Origin of the sequence: Kocuria sp. HMSC066H03, assembly GCF_001812045.1 — a bacterium.
In the GTDB taxonomy this organism is placed as follows: Bacteria; Actinomycetota; Actinomycetes; order Actinomycetales; family Micrococcaceae; genus Kocuria; species Kocuria rhizophila.
In genome coordinates this window covers 304562-320414 of record NZ_KV807503.1, presented here as the reverse complement: position 1 = coordinate 320414, position 15853 = coordinate 304562, and the positions used below count along the sequence as shown (strand labels likewise).

The following is a 15853-nucleotide window of genomic DNA, read 5'->3' as shown; positions in this document are numbered from 1 at the left end:
GGTGCGGGTGACCTCTGCTCAGTTCTCGTCCTCGGACGCGGCGTCCGAGTCGGATCCGGCCACCACCGGGGCGAGCGACAGCTTGCCGCGGTCGTCCACCTTGGTGATCTCCACCTGGACCTTCTGGCCCACGGACAGGACGTCGTCCACCTCGTTGACGCGCTTGTCGTCGTTGAGCTTGCGCATCTCGGAGATGTGCAGCAGACCGTCCTTGCCCGGGGTGAGGGACACGAACGCACCGAACGTGGTGGTCTTGACCACGGTGCCCAGGTAGCGCTCGCCCACCTCCGGGACCTGCGGGTTGGCGATCGCGTTGATCGCCGAGCGCGCGGCCTCGGCGGAGGGGCCGTCGGTGGCACCGATGTACACGGTGCCGTCGTCCTCGATGGAGATGTCCGTGCCGGTGTCCTCCTGGATCTGGTTGATCATCTTGCCCTTGGGGCCGATGACCTCGCCGATCTTGGAGACGGGGACGTTCACGGAGATCACGCGCGGGGCGAACTCGCTCATCTCGTCCGGGGCGTCGATCGCGGAGGTCAGCACGTCCAGGATGTAGAGGCGGGCCTCACGGGCCTGGGTCAGCGCGGACGCCAGCACGGAGGCGGGGATGCCGTCCAGCTTGGTGTCCAGCTGGATGGCCGTGACGAACTCGGAGGTGCCGGCGACCTTGAAGTCCATGTCGCCCAGGGCGTCCTCGGCACCGAGGATGTCGGTCAGGGCCGCGTACTGGACCTCACCGTCCACGGTGTCGGAGACCAGGCCCATGGCGATGCCCGCCACAGGGGCGCGCAGGGGCACACCGGCGTTGAACAGCGACAGCGTGGCGGCGCACACGGAGCCCATGGAGGTGGAGCCGTTGGAGCCCAGCGCCTCGGAGACCTGGCGGATCGCGTAGGGGAACTCCTCGCGCGAGGGCAGCACGGGGGTGATCGCACGCTCGGCGAGGGCGCCGTGGCCGATCTCGCGGCGCTTGGGGGAACCCACGCGACCGGTCTCGCCCGTGGAGTACGGCGGGAAGTTGTAGTGGTGGATGTAGCGCTTGCTCTTCACCGGGGACAGCGAGTCGATCTGCTGCTCCAGCTTGAGCATGTTCAGCGTGGTGACACCCATGATCTGGGTCTCGCCGCGCTCGAACAGCGCGGAGCCGTGCACGCGCGGGAGCACGTCCACCTCGGCGCTGAGCTGGCGGATGTCCGTGAGACCGCGGCCGTCGATGCGCACCTTGTCCTTGAGGATGCGCTGGCGCACGGTCTGTTTGGTCAGGGCCTGGTAGGCGCCGTTGACCTCGTCCGCGCGGCCCTCGAAGGGCTTGCCCTCCCCGGTGAGCTCGGCCAGCGTGGACTGGTGCAGCTCGTCCGTGGCGGCCTCGCGCTCCTGCTTGCCGGCGATCGAGTAGACCTGGGCCATGCGCTCGCCCGCGAACTCCTCGACGGCCTGGGCGGCGTCGTCACCGAAACCGCCGAAGCGGGGCAGATCCAGCTCGGGCTTGCGGTTGCGGGCCGCGAGGTCCGCCTGGGCGTCGCACAGCGCCTTGATGAACGGCTTGGAGGCCTCGAGGCCCTCGGCCACGAGCTCCTCCGACGGCGCGACGGCACCCTGGCCCTTGATGAGCTCCCACGCGTTGTCGGTGGCCTCGGCCTCGACCATCATGATGGCGACGTCCTGGCCGCCGTCCTTGGTGGTCACCACGCGGCCGGCCACGGCCATGTCGAACACGGCGTTCTCCAGCTGGGAGTGCTTGGGGAACGCGATCCACTGGTGGCCGCCGTTCTCCTCTGCCATGAGCGCCATGCGCACGCCGCCCACGGGGCCCTGGAAGGGCATGCCGGAGAGCGTGGTGGACATGGAGGCGGCGTTGATCGCCACGGTGTTGTAGATCTCGTCCGGCGCGATGGACATGACGGTGACGACCACCTGCACCTCGTTGCGCAGGCCCTTGCCGAACGCGGGGCGCAGCGGGCGGTCGATCAGGCGGCACGTGAGGATCGCGTCCGTGGACGGGCGGCCCTCGCGGCGGAAGAACGAGCCGGGGATGCGGCCCGCGGCGTACATGCGCTCCTCGACGTCCACCGTCAGAGGGAAGAAGTCGAAGCCCTCACGGGGGTGCTTGCCCACGGCCGTGGCCGAGAGCATCGAGGTCTCCTCGTCGATGTAGACCATGGCCGCACCGGCGGCCTGACGGGCGAGCCGCCCGGTTTCGAAGCGCACGACGCGCTGTCCGTAGGAGCCGTTGTCGATGACGGCTTCTGCACTCTGGATCTCGGGACCCTCCACGGGTCACCTCCGTTTCTTCGTGGTGCGCAACCCGCGCGACACACCGGTCTTCGATCGAGGCGCTCGCACCGCTCCCGCGTTGCGAAGGCCACTGTCGAGGACCGCGACATGCGGCGGGCTGCACAGTCTGATGGTTGGTTCTGTGGTTGCGGGTCCTGTGGACCCGGTCGGCTCGCGTCACCGCGGGCCGCGGCGGTGTCCGTCACGGACAGCGCCGGGTGTGGTGATTCCCCGCGCTCCCGGTGGGGAGGGCGGGGAATCGCCGGGACTCACATCACTTGCGCAGGCCGAGGCGCTCGATGAGCGCACGGTAGCGGGCGATGTCAGTGCGACGCAGGTAGTCAAGCATGCGACGACGGCGTCCCACCAGGGCCATGAGGCCGCGACGGGTGTGGTGGTCGTGCTTGTGCATCTTCAGGTGCTCGGTCAGATCGGAGATCCGGCGAGACAGAACGGCGATCTGCACCTCGGGTGAACCGGTGTCGCCCTCGTGGGTGGCGTACTCGGTGATGATCTGGTTCTTGACAGCGGCATCCAGTGCCATGGGTAACTCCTAGAGTCAGTACCGTGACCGCCCGGTGCGTGAGATTCCCGCCCGGGGTCCGGGGCGTGCCCCGGGGCCCGACCGCCACGGACCGCAGTCAGACCGTTGACCATCCTAGCCGATGCCGCCGCGGAGCACCGCACCGCTCCCCTGGCGTGCGTGTCCGAGCGGACTGGGACAATGGTGGCATGCACAGCACAGACACGTCCGACGACGCCGCCCTGTTCGCCGCCTGCGTGGGCGCACCCGCCGTGGTGGTCGCCATGGCCGAGGAGGCGCAGCCCTTCCTCGACCTCGCCACGGCCCGCTGCTCGATCCCCCAGCAGGTGGGAGGCGCGCAGCTGCACGCCCTGGAGCTGGAGGGCGGGCCCGTGCTCCTGGTCCGCACGGGCATCGGGCTGGTCAACGCGGCCTCGGCGCTGACGTCCGCCCTCGAGCGGTTCGAGCCGAGCGCCGTCGTGTCCGCGGGGTCCTGCGGCGGGCTGCGCGCGGACGTGAACGTGGGCGACCTCGTGGTCGGGACGCAGTTCCGCTACGCGGACGCGGACGCGACCGCCTTCGGGTACGCCCCGGGGCAGGTGCCCGGGATGCCCGAGTCCTTCACCGCCGCCGAGCCCCTCGTGACCGCGGCGGAGCGCCTCACCGCGGAGGAGGGACGGCAGCTGTGGCGCGGCACCATGCTCTCCGGCGGCTCGTTCGTCACCGCCGAGAACGTGGGGGCCACCCGTGACGTCTTCCCCGAGGCGCTGAGCACCGACATGGAGACCACCGCCCTGGCGCAGGTGTGCACGGGCCACGGGACCCCGTTCCTCGCGGTGCGCAGCATCTCCGACCTGTGCGGCCCCGCGGCCGACCAGCAGTTCCACCTGGAGCTGGACGTGGTCGCACGGATCAGCGCCCGGGCTGTGCTGCGGGTGCTGCCCGCGCTCGAGGGCGCCGACCGGGCGTGAATCCAGGATCACCGGGGATACTGTCCGGTGAGAGCAGTGCACCAGACCAGACAGGCATCGAGGAAGACGAGGAACGCATGAGCAAGGACAAGACCCAGGACCTCCGGGACACCGCGCCGGAGGTGGCCCCCCACGTGATGCGGGACGGCCACGAGATCCCGCAGCTGGGCTTCGGCACGTACCCCATGGACGACGCCGAGGCGGAGGCCCTGATCCCGGAGGCCCTGTGGCGCGGCTACAGGCTCATCGACACCGCGGTGAACTACGGCAACGAGCGCGGCGTGGGCCAGGGCATCCGCCACAGCGGCATTCCCCGGGACGATCTGTTCCTGACCTCCAAGATTCCCGGACGCGACCACGGCCGGGCGAGCGTGCGCCGCTCGCTCGAGGAGACCCTCACACGTCTGGGCACCGACCACCTGGACCTGTACCTGATCCACTGGCCCAATCCGGGCGTGGACCAGTACGTGCAGACCTGGCAGGAGATGCTGGCCGCGCGGGACGAGGGCCTCGTGCGCTCCGTGGGTGTGTCCAACTTCCTGCCGGAGCACCTGCTGCGGCTCGAGCGGGAGACCGGGGAGATGCCCGTGGTGAACCAGGTGGAGCTGCACCCGCAGTACCAGCAGGAGGCTCTGCGCCGGTTCCACGAGGAGCACCGCATCCTCACGCAGGCGTGGTCCCCGCTGGGCCGCAAGACCGACCTGCTGCAGGACGAGTGGCTCGCGGAGATCGGGCGTCGGCAGGGACGCACTCCCGCCCAGGTGGTGCTGCGCTGGCACGTGCAGTCCGGCATCGTGCCGATCCCCAAGTCCTCCAACCCGGAGCGGATGGCCGAGAACATCGACGTGTTCGGCTGGGAGCTCACGGACGAGCAGATGGAGCGGTTGCGCATGATGCACACCGGGATCAGCGGGTCCGGATTCGATCCGGCGGTGCACGAGGAGATGTGAGTCCACCGGCCGCGGGGTCATCTCCCCGCGGCCGGTGCTCGACAGAGACGGCACCGGCGGTCAGGCGTGTTGCACGACCCCTGCCGCGCCCGGGCCGACGACGCCCCGGGCCACGGCACGTGGGCGCAGCATGGGAGCCGTGCGGCGCGGCGCAGCGCGGGCACGTGCGCCGGGAGCGGTCGGGCCGCCGATCCCTGCGGCGTCGGAGCCGTCAGTCCGCGGTGCGCTCCCCCGTCTGCCGCTGTTCGCGCAGGATGTCGCGCGTGCGTCTGACGTCGTCGCGCATCTGCAGCACGAGGGCGTCCACTCCCCGGTAGGCCACCATGCCGCGCAGCCGTTCCACGAACTCGACCACCACGGTCTGCCCGTAGAGGTCAAAGTCCTCCACGGCCTCCTCGGGGCGGTCGATCACGTGGGCCTCGACCTGACGGGTGACGCCCTCGAACGTGGGGTTGGACCCCACGGAGATCGCGGTGGGCCACCGGGCGCCCTCCTGGTCCACGAGCCACCCGGCGTAGACACCGTCCGCGGGGATGAAGCCCGTGGCCTCCGGGGCCAGGTTGGCGGTGGGAAAGCCGAGCTGCCGGCCACGGGCCGCACCGTGGACCACCTCGCCACGCATGCGGTGGGGCCGACCGAGCAGCTGGGCGGCACCCGTGATGTCACCCGCCTCCAGGCACGAGCGAACCCAGGTGGACGAGCAGCGCCGATCCTCTCGGCGTGGCGCGGAACCGTCCGTGTCATCGGCGTCCGCTGCCACGGGGGTTCCGGGAACGTCCTCCACGACCACCACGTCGAAGCCGTGCTGGTGTCCCAGCTCGCGGATGGCGGTGAGGTCCCCCGAGTTGTCCCGGCCCAGCCGGACGTCGGAGCCGATGACCAGGGAGACCATGCGCAACGGGTTCACGAGGTAGTCCACGAGGAACTCCTCGGGGCCGAGCTCGGAGAACTCCAGGCTGTACGGCAGGACGAGCACGGCGTCCACACCGGTCTGCTCGAGCGCGTCGAGCTTGTCCTCGAGGCCCATGATGAGGCCGGGGTGGGACTCCGGACGGTGCACCAGCGCGGGGTGCGGGTCAAACGTGACCACCACCGAGTGCGCCTCACGCCGCCGGGCGGTGTCCAGGAGCCGGGTGAAGACCTCCTGGTGGCCCCGGTGGACACCGTCGAAGTTGCCGATGCTCACCACGGAGGGACCGAATCCAGGCGTGACCTCGTCCAGGCTTCTCCAGCGAATCACAGCTCTCCTCGATGTCTTCTCGGCTGGTGGCGCATCTCGTAGAGCCTACCGCTCCGCGCGGGACGGCCGCGTCACCCAGAGCCACGCGAGCCCCACCACGGGGAGCACGAGGGGGATGTAGCCGTACCCCGCGCCGAAGTCGGACCACACGCTGGCCTTGGGGAACAGCTCGGGGTGCAGGACGCTCAGCAGTCCCACGCCGAGCACGCCCACGAGCTCCACGAGCACCGCGGCGGTGGCCACGCGGTGCCAGCGCGCGCCGGAACGGGACAGGGCGATCGTGGCCACCACGTACACGGCGGCGGAGAACGTGGACAGCAGGATCGCCAGGGGCGCCAGGCTGAACTCGGTGGCCAGCTGGTACAGCGAGCGGACACCCGCGGAGAGGGAGAAGACCCAGTAGACCACGATCAGCACGCGGCCGAAGCCGGTGCTCTTGCGGTCGTGCCGCCGGGCACCCGAGCGGCGGCCGAAGCGCTGCTGCAGGGTGCTGTGCGAGGTCTCGCGGTCCATCGTCTGTCCTTCCGTGAAGTGCTGGGGTGCGGGCGCGCCAGGGGTCACTGGTAGTACCAGATGTAGTTCATGCGGTAGACCATCACGATCACCACGGGGCCCGCGGCCGCGAGGATCAGCGTGGACCACCGGGACCGCTCCACGAGGGACCACACGAACGTGCCCGCCGGAATCAGCAGCGCGGTGAGGAGGTACCCCCAGTACTCCAGCACGCTGCCGGAGGCCGAGGGGCCGAGGACCGGCAGCAGCAGCGAGCCCACGCAGTACACCAGCAGGAACGCCTCGAGGACCAGCACCGAGCCCTGGGAGAAGTCGTCCGGTGCCCGACCTCGCAGTGCCTGCACGAGGCAGACCACGCAGGAGAGCACACCGAGGACCACCGCGGCCCAGAACCACCCGTCGTATCCCCACAGCATCAGTCGTCCGCCCGCTCTCCGTGTGTCGTGTCCGTGTCTTCCGTGGTGGCTCCGCTCCCCCGGTCCTCACCCGGGGTCCCGGGGGCCTGGTCGGCAACGGCGTGCGGCTGCACGGAGTGTTCCGCCGCCCCGGGTGTCTCCCGTGGTGCCGGCTCGGAGAACGTGGTCCCCGCAGTGATCCCCAGCACCGAGGTCGTGTAGCGCTGCTCCGCACTCCCCCGGTTCTCGGCCAGGGCCACGAGCGTCCCGTCCGGCGCGAAGCACGCGACGGGAGTCTCCGCGGCTCCCCGGGCGGCGTCGTGGCGGGGAGTCCTGGAGGCCGGGATGCGACGGCCGTGGGAGAGGTCCGTGGCCTCCGTGGCCGTGAGCTCGCGCACCGGGAAGAGCTTCCGCGCGGCGTCGGCAATGGCCAGCGTGGTCACCGTGGCACCGGAGCGCACCTGTTCCGTGAGCTCCTCCAGCGTGTGGGCGGAGTCCAGCGTGAAGGATCCCACGCGGGTGCGCCGCAGCGCCGTGAGGTGTCCGCCCACGCCGAGGTCCTCCCCCAGGTCCCGGGCGAGCGCGCGGACGTACGTTCCGGAGGAGCACGTCACGGTCGCGTCCACGTCGATGGCCCTGGGCGCCCCGGGGCCGTCGCCCGCTGCGGACTCCGCGCGGCGGATCGAGTGCACCTCGAACCGGGACACCGTGACCGGGCGGGCCGGCAGCTGCACGTCCTCTCCGCTGCGCACCCTCGCGTAGGAGCGCTGACCGTCCACCTTGATCGCGCTCACCGCGGAGGGGACCTGCTGGATCTCGCCCGTGAGCCGCGCCACGGCGGCCATGACCTGCTCGTCCGTGATCCCGGCCAGCAGCTCGGGGTCCGCCGTGCGCGTGACGTCGCCCTCGGCGTCGTCGGTCACGGTGGCAGCCCCCAGACGGATGCCGGCGCGGTAGGTCTTGTCCGTGCCGGTGACCCAGGTGAGCAGCTTGGTGGCCTTCTCCACACCGATCACCAGCACGCCCGACGCCGCCGGGTCCAGTGTCCCGGCGTGACCCACCTTCCGGGTCCCCGCCAGTCGGCGCATGCGCGCGACGACGTCGTGCGAGGTCCAGCCCAGCGGCTTGTCCACGACCACGAGCCCCGGGACCCTCGGAAGGGACGGGGCCGGGGTGGGGACGTCCTCTCGCGCGCCCACCGCGCTCAGACCTGCGGAGTGCTGCGGGGGCCCTCGGCGTCGTCCTCGTCGGACGGTGTGCGGTAGGCGTCCTCCCCCGCCGCGTACTGGGCGCCCTCTGCCTGGGCCGCCACCTGGGCGTCCTTCTCACGGGCCGAGCGCAGCAGGGTCTCCAACCGGGCGGCGTCCGCGGGGATCTCGTCCGCCACGAACGTGAGCGTGGGGGTCAGCCGCGCGGTGATGTTCTTGCCCACCTCGGAGCGCAGGATGCCCTTGGCGGACTCCAGCGCGCGGGCCGTCTCCTCACGCTGCTCCTCGTCCCCGTAGACCGTGTAGTAGAGCGTGGCGTGCTGGAGGTCGTTGGTCACCCGGGCGTCGGTCACGGTCACGAAACCCAGCCGGGGGTCCTTGATCCTGCGTTCGAGAGCCTGGGCCACGATCACCTTGATGCGATCGGCCAGTCGTGCGGCGCGTGCGGCGTCGGCCATGGTGGAACTCCTCGTGTGCGGGCGGCGCGGCGCGCCGCCGAAGTCGGGGGGCGGAACCGCCGGAGCGGGTCCGCCCGGAGCGGCGCGTCGGGAACGCACCGCGGTGCGGGCGGATGCCCGGGGCCTCTGCGAGGAGTCCCCGGGCATCCGGTCACGCTGTCGTGCGCACCGGCCGCGGCGCCCCGCGAGGAGCGCCCCGGCCGGTGGAGCCTGTCAGTCGCGCGGCTTCTCGCGCATCTCCCAGGTCTCGATGATGTCACCTTCGTGGATGTCGTTGAAGGAGCCGAGCCCGATACCGCACTCGTAGCCCTCGCGGACCTCGGTGGCGTCGTCCTTGAAGCGGCGCAGCGAGTCGATGGTGAGGTTGTCCTGCACCACGTTGCCGTCGCGCACCAGGCGGGCCTTGCCGTTGCGGCGGACGATGCCCTTGGTGATGTAGGCACCGGCGATGTTGCCCCACTTGGAGGAGCGGAACACCTCGCGGATCTCGGCGGTGCCGAGCTCCACCTCCTCGTACTCCGGCTTGAGCATGCCCTTGAGCGCGCTCTCGACCTCGTCGATGGCGTTGTAGATGACCGAGTAGAACTTCATCTCCACACCCTCGCGGTCCGCGAGCTCCGTGACGCGCTCCGCCGGGCGGACGTTGAAGCCGATGATCACGGCGTTGTCCACCGTGGCCAGGTTCACGTCGTTCTGCGTGATGGCGCCCACGCCGCGGTGGATGACGCGCAGCTGGACCTCCTCGCCCACGTCGATCTTGAGCAGCGAGTCCTCGAGCGCCTCCACGGCACCGGACACGTCGCCCTTGATGATGAGGTTGAGGGTGTCGATCTTGCCCTCGGCCACGGCCTCGTCGAAGGACTCCAGCGTGATGCGCTTGCGACGCTTGGCCAGCTGGGCGTTGCGGTCCGCAGCCTCACGCTTCTCGGCGATCTGGCGGGCGGTGCGCTCCTCCTGGGTGGCCAGGAAGGTGTCACCGGCGCGCGGCACGGTGGACAGACCCAGCACCTGCACCGGACGGGACGGCGTGGCCGCCTCCACGGTGCGGCCCATCTCGTCGAACATCGCGCGGACACGGCCGTACGCCGCGCCGGCGACGATCGAGTCGCCGACCTTCAGCGTGCCGGACTGGACCAGCACGGTGCACACGGCACCGCGTCCCTTGTCCAGGTTGGCCTCGATGGCCACACCGCGGGCGTTCTTGTCCGGGTTGGCCTGCAGCTCCAGTGCACCGTCCGCGGTCAGCACGATCGCGTCCAGCAGGTCGTCGATGTTGAGGTTCTCGCGGGCGGAGACGTCCACGAACATGGTGTCGCCGCCGTACTCCTCCGGCACGAGACCGTACTCGGTGAGCTGGCCGCGGATCTTCTCCGGGTTCGCGTCCGGCTTGTCCACCTTGTTCACGGCCACCACGATCGGCACGTTGGCCGCCTGCGCGTGGTTCAGCGCCTCCACGGTCTGCGGCATGACGCCGTCGTCCGCGGCGACCACCAGCACGGCGATGTCCGTGACCTGCGCACCACGGGCACGCATGGCGGTGAACGCCTCGTGACCCGGGGTGTCGATGAACGTGATCAGGCGCTCCTGGTCGTCCACCTCGGTGGAGATCTGGTACGCACCGATGTGCTGGGTGATGCCACCGGCCTCGCCCTCGATCACCTTGGTGTTCCGGATCGCGTCCAGCAGACGGGTCTTGCCGTGGTCCACGTGGCCCATGACGGTGACCACCGGGGGACGCGGGGCGAGGACGTCCTCGCCCTCGGCCTCCAGCTCGGCCTCGAGGTCGATGTCGAAGGACTCGAGCAGCTCGCGCTCCTCGTCCTCCGGGGAGACCACCTGGATCTGGTAGCCGAGCTCGGCACCGAGGAGCTGGAAGGTCTCCTCGTCCAGGGACTGGGTCTGCGTGGCCATCTCACCCAGGTGGATGAGGACGGTCACGAGCGACGCCGGGTTGGCGTTGATCTTCTCCGCGAAGTCCATGAGCGAGGCACCGCGGCGCAGGCGCACAACCGTGCTGCCGTCGCCGTGGGGCACCGACACACCGCCGACGGCGGGTGCGCTCATCTGCTCGAGCTCCTGGCGCTTCGCCCGCTTCGACTTGCGGTGCTTGCCACGGGCACCGCCGCGGCCGAAGGCACCCTGGGTGCCGCCACGACCGCCGCGACCGCGGAATCCGCCGCCGCCACCGGGTCCGCCACCGGGACCGCCGCCACCGCGGCGCGGGCCGCTGCCCGGAGCCGGACGGCTGCCGATCGGCGCCACGCTCGTGGTCTGGCCGGGCATCATGTTCGGCGAGGGGCGAGGACCACCGGGACGGGGGCCGCCCTGGCCCTGACGGGGAGCGCCCGTGCGAGGCGCACCGGGACGCGGACCGCCCTGGCCCGACTGCGCGGGACGGGGGCCTCCGGGGCGCGGACCGCCCGGACGGGGCCCGCCCTGACCGGAGTTGGCCGAGCGCATGCCCTGCTGGGCTGCGAACGGGTTGTTGCCGGGGCGCGGTGCACCGGGCTTGGCGGAGCGCTGCTGGCCACCCGGACGAGGACCGCCGCGCTGCGCGCCGCCCTCGGAACGGCCCATCCCCTGCTGCGAGGCGAACGGGTTGTTCCCGGGGCGGGGAGCGGACTGCCCCGGCTTGGCGCCGGGCGCGGGGCTCTTGCGCGGGCCGGGAGTGGCGCCCGCGGGCTTGGGAGCGCTGCTCGCCGGGGCCTCGGGGGTTGCGGACTCCGACGACGGCGCGGCCGGCTCGGTTCGCTGCGGCGCCTCGGCCTTCGGGGCAGCCGTCTTCGGGGTCTCGCGCGCCGCGGGCTTCTCGGCCGGTGCGGCGTCGCTGGACGCGCCGGGCTTGGCGGGTGCCTTGGCGCCGGGCTTCGGGCCCGGGGCCGCGGGCTTCTTGGCACCCTGGGAGGGGGCCTTGGCCGCGGGCTTGGACGCCGCGGCGCTGTCGCCGCCGGCGGGGAACGCGGTGCGCAGCTTCTTGGCTACGGGCGGCTCGACCGTGGACGATGCGCCACGGACGAACTCACCGAGTTCCTGAAGTTTGGAAATTGCTTCCTTGGACGTGATTCCGAGCTCTTTCGCGAGCTCGTGGACACGGGGCTTGGCCACTGTTCTCCTGTCTCGGTCCGCACCGAAACAGGTACGAACCGTTTATCTTCCGTTGAAGCCGCCGCCGGACACGAGCGCGGTGCGCGGGTGTCCTGCACGGCTGCGGGGTGAGTACGTGGAGGTACTCATCGGCCGGCACTCATCGGTTTTCCATGGTCTTCTGACTCGCTTTCCTGGTGTTCGTCCTCCTGCACGGGCAGGAGCACGCGGAGCTGTTCCATGAGGTCCTGCGCGCTGACCGCGGTGCGGAACGAGCGGTTGAAGGCCCGTTTCCGGATCGCGAGGTCGACGCAGCGGGGGGTGGCGTGCACCCAGGCCCCACGGCCTCCCAACTGGCGGCGGAGATCCGCAACGACCCGGGGGCCGGCTGCGGTGCTCTCCGTCGTCACGCGGACGAGTTGATCGGGGGACGTCACGGTGCGACACCCCACGCAGGTGCGAAGGCTCGTGGTGCTCATCCCTGCCCCTCGTGTGCCATCCCCGTGGACCGCCCGGCGCCTGAGCGCGCACGGTCCCGACAGATGGTCCACCTGATCAGATCACAGTCTAGCGCGCCGGGCGCCGTTCCCCCGAATCCCGCGGGTCTCAGCGATCCGTTGCGCGGGACTCCGGGACGATGTCGATCTTCCAGCCCGTGAGCCGGGCCGCGAGGCGCGCGTTCTGTCCCTCCTTGCCGATGGCCAGCGAGAGCTGCGCGTCCGGGACGACCGCACGCGCGGAGCGGGCTGCCTCGTCCAGCACGACGACGCGCGACACCCGGGCCGGGGACAGGGCATTGAGGATGAACTCGGCCGGGTCCTCGGAGAAGTCGATGATGTCGATCTTCTCGTCCCCGAGCTCGTTCATGACCGCGCGCACACGCGAGCCCATGTCCCCGATGCACGCGCCCTTGGCGTTCGCACCGGGGCGCGTGGCCTCCACGGCCATCTTGGTGCGGTGCCCGGCCTCGCGGGCCAGGGTGACGATCTCCACGGAGCCGTCCGCGATCTCCGGGACCTCCATCTCGAACAACCGGCGCACCAGGTCCGGGTGGGAGCGGGACAGCGTGATGGACGGGCCCTTGAAGCCGCGCTTGGCCTCCACCACGAACGCGCGGATGCGGTCGCCGTGGCGGTAGGTCTCTCCCGGGACCTGCTCGTGCGGGGGCAGCAGCCCCTCGACCGTGCCCAGGTTCACCTGGACCATCTTGGGGTTGTTGCCCTGCTGGATCTGGCCGGACACCAGCTCACCCTCACGGCCCTTGAAGTGGCCCAGGACGTTGTCGTCCTCGACGTCCCGCAGCTTCTGCAGGATCACCTGACGCGCGGTGGCGGCGGCGATCCGTCCGAAGCCGGAGGGGGTGTCGTCGAACTCGCCGATCCGGCGGTCCTCCTCGTCCAGCTCGGGCGCCCAGATGGTCACGTGGCCCGAGCGGCGCTCGACCTCGGCACGGGCGCCGTCGATCGCTCCGGGCGAGCGCATGTAGGCCAGCAGCAGCGCCTGCTCGATGGTGGGGATCAACACGTCCACGGGGATGTCCCGCTCGCGCTCCAGCAGTCGCAGGGTGCTCATGTCGATGTCCATGTGTCCGGCCTTCCTTCGCGCCACGCGGCTGTCCGGCCCGAGCGGGGCCGGGAACCAAACAGCGCGCCGCACGGGTGCGTGCGGTGCGCTGCTGCATGGGTCTCACGTCGTGATCTGTTGCAGGCCATGCTACATCGCCGGGCCCGGCCTCAGATCTCCACCTCGGACTTCGCCCCGCGGATGCTCGCGTAGTCCACGCGCTCGGGGTCCAGCAGCTTCACGGGCATGCCCTTCTTGGGCTGGTGGGAGCGCTGGACCACCGCGTGGTCGTCGTGCGCCTCGAGCAGCCGCGCCGTGAAGCGCTCGCCCTCGAGCGGCCGGATCCGCACCAGGTGGCCCACCGTGCGCCGCCAGTGCCGCGGCGTCTCCAGCGAGCGTGTGGCGCCCGGTGATGACACCTCGAGCTCGTAGGGCGGACCGGGCACGGGGTCCGTGCGGTCCAGGGCGTCAGAGATCTCCTGCGCCACGGCGGCCACCCGGTCCAGGCTCAGCGCGTCCGTGCCGTCCGGGAGGTCCACGAGGACCTGCAGGGTCCGGGTTCCGCCCTGTCCCTTCAGCTCACACTCCTCCAGGAACAGCCCGGCGGCCTCCACCACGGGCTCCACGGCGGCGCGGATGGGTGCATCGTGCTCGGAAGTCATCGGTCCTCTTTTCGTGCGCGCCCGGTGCTCCGGGCGCCTGTGCGGGTCGGGTGTCCTCCCTATCATGGAGCAGACCCGTCCCCCCGGAGGAATTTCGTGAGCTCCCACCCGTCCCCGGCCCCCGCGCGGCCCTGGCGCATCACGGCCGCCGTCCTCGCCGTGCTCCTCATCCTGGTGCTCGCGGGAGGCGCCTGGGCGTACTGGCGCCCCCTGTCCGAGCACGACACCGCCCGGCTCACCGCGCGCGCCACGGTCGAGTCCGTGCGGAGCGAGCTGACCCCGGATCCTGCCGTGCTTCCCGACGACGCCCTGGCTCAGCAGCTGGATGCCCTCGGTCCCGCGGCCACACCCGCGCAGCAACGACGCCTCGACGAACAGGGCGGGCAGTGGAACCCTCCGGCTGATCTGGCGGACGCCGCGGACCGGATGGCCCGCCTGTCCGTCGCAGCACCGGACGAGGAACTGGCCGGGAACACGGCCTCCGTGGCCGCGTCCTGGTGGGCCGCGCAGCAGAGCATGGGCGCGGAAACTCCCGCGCAGGCGCCCGACTCTCCGCTCGACACCGCCGGGGGCCCCTCCGGCGAGGGGGCGGGCCCGGCGACGGGCGGCCCGGGTGACTCCGGCCGGGGAACGAGCCCTGCCGCCGTGCCAACGAGTTCCTCCGGCGGGACGGGTTTTGACTCCGCACGTCCCGGGGCCATGCCGGGCACCGCGGATGCCGGCTCCCCCACCGGAACAGAGGCCCCGTGCCAGGAGGACCTGCTCGCCGCTGCGACCGCCCTGGACCGCTCCGCGTTCACCGCCGAGGCCGCCACCGCCGTGATGGCTGACGGTCCCGCCCGGGACACCGTGACCACCGTGGCGAACGACGTTCGCGCCACGCTGTCCCAGCCCCGGGTCGAGCCCCTGCTGGCGTGCGAGCCGTCACCCGTGGCGGCCCGGCACGACCTCCCCCGTGACCTGGCGGTGGAACCGGCGCGGAGCGTGGGACTGACGCAGCAGGAGACGGCACGCGCGCTGCTGGCCGCGGCGGCGTCGTCGCCCTCCGAGGACCGCGTGTGGCTGCTCACGGCCCTGCGGGACACCGTCCGCACGGCACAGGCCCTTGCTCCGCAGGAACCGGTGCCCGTGCTTCCCGCCGCGCCCTGAGTACGCACGGCCCTGAGCCCGCGCGGGGCCACGGACCTCACGAGCCGGAGACCACGTCCCACCCCAGTTTGACGATCAGCGCGGTGACCACCACGAAGAACACGACCCTGATGAAGGAGCTGCCCCGCGCCACGGCCGTGCGCGCGCCGAGGTAGCCGCCGGTCATGTTGCTCAGCCCAAGCACCAGACCCAGCCCCCACAGGACGGAGCCGTGGGCCGCGAACACGGCCAGCGCCCCGAGGTTCGTGGCCAGGTTCACGATCTTGGCCTTCGCGCTGGCCTCCAGGAAGCTGTACCCCAGCACGGACACGAGCGCGATGATAAGGAAGGATCCGGTGCCGGGGCCCATGACACCGTCGTAGAAGCCGATCAGCGCACCCAGCGCCACGGCCCGGGCGTAGTGGTGCGCGCCCGTGTGGCGCAGCTCGGTGAGCTGGCCCATGGACGGACGCGCCACCGTGAACACGAGCACCGCGATCAGTGCCAGCACGATGATCGGCGTGAACACGGACTCGGGCAGGGCCGCGGCCACCGCCGCGCCCCCGCCCGCCGCGAGCGCGGCCACCGCCGCCATCGGCAGCGCCGTGCGCAGGTCCGGGCGCACCCTGCGGTAGAAGGTCACCGCTGAGGTGGCCGTTCCGAACACGGAGCCCATCTTGTTGGTGGCCAGCGCCTGGACCGGGCTCAGTCCCGGGATCATGAGCGTGACCGGCAGCTGCAGCAGACCGCCGCCACCCACCACGGCGTCGATGAAGCCCGCGGCCAGACCGGTGACCATGAGCAGGGCGATCAGCCCGGGAGTTGCCGACTCCAGCCCGGAGCCGCTGAGGAACGAGGCATCCACCGTCCGTGCGTCGCGCGTC

At 71.4% G+C, this 15853-nt stretch carries 15 protein-coding genes; 3 read left to right on the top strand and 12 right to left on the bottom strand.

Features of this window, described 5'->3' with window-relative positions:
- Positions 1-18: 18 nt before the first annotated feature.
- Both HMPREF2833_RS01355 and rpsO read right to left on the bottom strand, forming a co-directional pair.
- Positions 19-2274 carry a polyribonucleotide nucleotidyltransferase gene (locus tag HMPREF2833_RS01355; protein ID WP_019310894.1) on the bottom strand — a complete coding sequence of 752 codons (2256 nt, stop codon included), beginning with the start codon at positions 2272-2274 and terminating at the stop codon, positions 19-21.
- Positions 2275-2548: 274 nt separating this feature from the next.
- On the bottom strand, positions 2549-2818 hold the full coding sequence (gene rpsO / locus HMPREF2833_RS01350; RefSeq protein ID WP_019310893.1) for a 30S ribosomal protein S15: 270 nt from the start codon (positions 2816-2818) through the stop codon (positions 2549-2551).
- 188 nt (positions 2819-3006) lie between these two features.
- Between rpsO and mtnN the strand changes: the two genes are divergently transcribed.
- Positions 3007-3768 (top strand): 5'-methylthioadenosine/S-adenosylhomocysteine nucleosidase, encoded by a 762-nt coding sequence (mtnN, locus tag HMPREF2833_RS01345; RefSeq protein WP_019310892.1) that lies wholly within the window; start codon positions 3007-3009, stop codon positions 3766-3768.
- Between the two features lie 77 nt (positions 3769-3845).
- Positions 3846-4718 (top strand): aldo/keto reductase, encoded by an 873-nt coding sequence (locus HMPREF2833_RS01340; RefSeq protein WP_019310891.1) that lies wholly within the window; start codon positions 3846-3848, stop codon positions 4716-4718.
- A gap of 211 nt (positions 4719-4929) precedes the next feature.
- Here HMPREF2833_RS01340 and HMPREF2833_RS01335 read toward each other — a convergent pair whose 3' ends face one another.
- The 9 genes from HMPREF2833_RS01335 to rimP form a co-directional block, all read right to left on the bottom strand.
- Positions 4930-5958 carry a bifunctional riboflavin kinase/FAD synthetase gene (locus HMPREF2833_RS01335; protein ID WP_019310890.1) on the bottom strand — a complete coding sequence of 343 codons (1029 nt, stop codon included), beginning with the start codon at positions 5956-5958 and terminating at the stop codon, positions 4930-4932.
- Positions 5959-6003: 45 nt separating this feature from the next.
- Positions 6004-6471 carry a hypothetical protein gene (locus HMPREF2833_RS01330; RefSeq protein ID WP_019310889.1) on the bottom strand — a complete coding sequence of 156 codons (468 nt, stop codon included), beginning with the start codon at positions 6469-6471 and terminating at the stop codon, positions 6004-6006.
- Positions 6472-6515: 44 nt separating this feature from the next.
- The gene (locus HMPREF2833_RS01325) at positions 6516-6887 is read right to left on the bottom strand and encodes a hypothetical protein (RefSeq protein ID WP_019310888.1); all 372 of its coding nucleotides are present in this window, start codon (positions 6885-6887) and stop codon (positions 6516-6518) included.
- Entirely contained in the window at positions 6887-8065 is a 1179-nt protein-coding gene (gene truB, locus HMPREF2833_RS01320; RefSeq protein WP_019310887.1) for a tRNA pseudouridine(55) synthase TruB, read from the bottom strand. Before truB ends, HMPREF2833_RS01325 begins: the two co-directional genes overlap by 1 nt.
- Before the next feature lie 5 nt (positions 8066-8070).
- Positions 8071-8532, bottom strand: a complete 462-nt coding sequence (rbfA, locus tag HMPREF2833_RS01315; protein ID WP_019310886.1) for a 30S ribosome-binding factor RbfA — start codon at positions 8530-8532, stop codon at positions 8071-8073.
- Positions 8533-8745: 213 nt separating this feature from the next.
- Positions 8746-11637 carry a translation initiation factor IF-2 gene (gene infB / locus HMPREF2833_RS01310; protein ID WP_070636365.1) on the bottom strand — a complete coding sequence of 964 codons (2892 nt, stop codon included), beginning with the start codon at positions 11635-11637 and terminating at the stop codon, positions 8746-8748.
- Between the two features lie 125 nt (positions 11638-11762).
- Entirely contained in the window at positions 11763-12095 is a 333-nt protein-coding gene (locus HMPREF2833_RS01305; protein ID WP_019310884.1) for a YlxR family protein, read from the bottom strand.
- A 127-nt stretch (positions 12096-12222) separates the two neighbouring features.
- A complete protein-coding gene (gene nusA, locus HMPREF2833_RS01300) occupies positions 12223-13200 on the bottom strand; it encodes a transcription termination factor NusA (RefSeq protein WP_019310883.1) in 978 nt (325 codons plus the stop codon).
- A 149-nt stretch (positions 13201-13349) separates the two neighbouring features.
- Positions 13350-13841, bottom strand: coding sequence for a ribosome maturation factor RimP (rimP, locus tag HMPREF2833_RS01295; protein WP_019310882.1), 492 nt, complete (start codon positions 13839-13841; stop codon positions 13350-13352).
- 96 nt (positions 13842-13937) lie between these two features.
- Here rimP and HMPREF2833_RS01290 point away from each other — a divergent pair, with 96 nt between their 5' ends.
- Positions 13938-14990, top strand: coding sequence for a hypothetical protein (locus tag HMPREF2833_RS01290; RefSeq protein WP_029603517.1), 1053 nt, complete (start codon positions 13938-13940; stop codon positions 14988-14990).
- 37 nt (positions 14991-15027) lie between these two features.
- Here the strand turns inward: HMPREF2833_RS01290 and HMPREF2833_RS01285 are convergent, their stop codons facing one another.
- Positions 15028-15834, bottom strand: coding sequence for a sulfite exporter TauE/SafE family protein (locus tag HMPREF2833_RS01285; RefSeq protein WP_019310881.1), 807 nt, complete (start codon positions 15832-15834; stop codon positions 15028-15030).
- Positions 15835-15853 lie beyond the last annotated feature (19 nt).

What these genes read in the sequence shown, in the direction of transcription:
- nusA (WP_019310883.1), bottom strand. Translation starts at nt 13,200, where the DNA reads ATGGACATCGACATGAGCACCCTGCGACTGCTGGAGCGCGAGCGGGAC.
- rbfA (WP_019310886.1), bottom strand. Translation starts at nt 8,532, where the DNA reads ATGGCCGACGCCGCACGCGCCGCACGACTGGCCGATCGCATCAAGGTG.
- rpsO (WP_019310893.1), bottom strand. Translation starts at nt 2,818, where the DNA reads ATGGCACTGGATGCCGCTGTCAAGAACCAGATCATCACCGAGTACGCC.
- HMPREF2833_RS01305 (WP_019310884.1), bottom strand. Translation starts at nt 12,095, where the DNA reads ATGAGCACCACGAGCCTTCGCACCTGCGTGGGGTGTCGCACCGTGACG.
- HMPREF2833_RS01330 (WP_019310889.1), bottom strand. Translation starts at nt 6,471, where the DNA reads ATGGACCGCGAGACCTCGCACAGCACCCTGCAGCAGCGCTTCGGCCGC.
- mtnN (WP_019310892.1), top strand. Translation starts at nt 3,007, where the DNA reads ATGCACAGCACAGACACGTCCGACGACGCCGCCCTGTTCGCCGCCTGC.
- rimP (WP_019310882.1), bottom strand. Translation starts at nt 13,841, where the DNA reads ATGACTTCCGAGCACGATGCACCCATCCGCGCCGCCGTGGAGCCCGTG.
- HMPREF2833_RS01340 (WP_019310891.1), top strand. Translation starts at nt 3,846, where the DNA reads ATGAGCAAGGACAAGACCCAGGACCTCCGGGACACCGCGCCGGAGGTG.
- HMPREF2833_RS01325 (WP_019310888.1), bottom strand. Translation starts at nt 6,887, where the DNA reads ATGCTGTGGGGATACGACGGGTGGTTCTGGGCCGCGGTGGTCCTCGGT.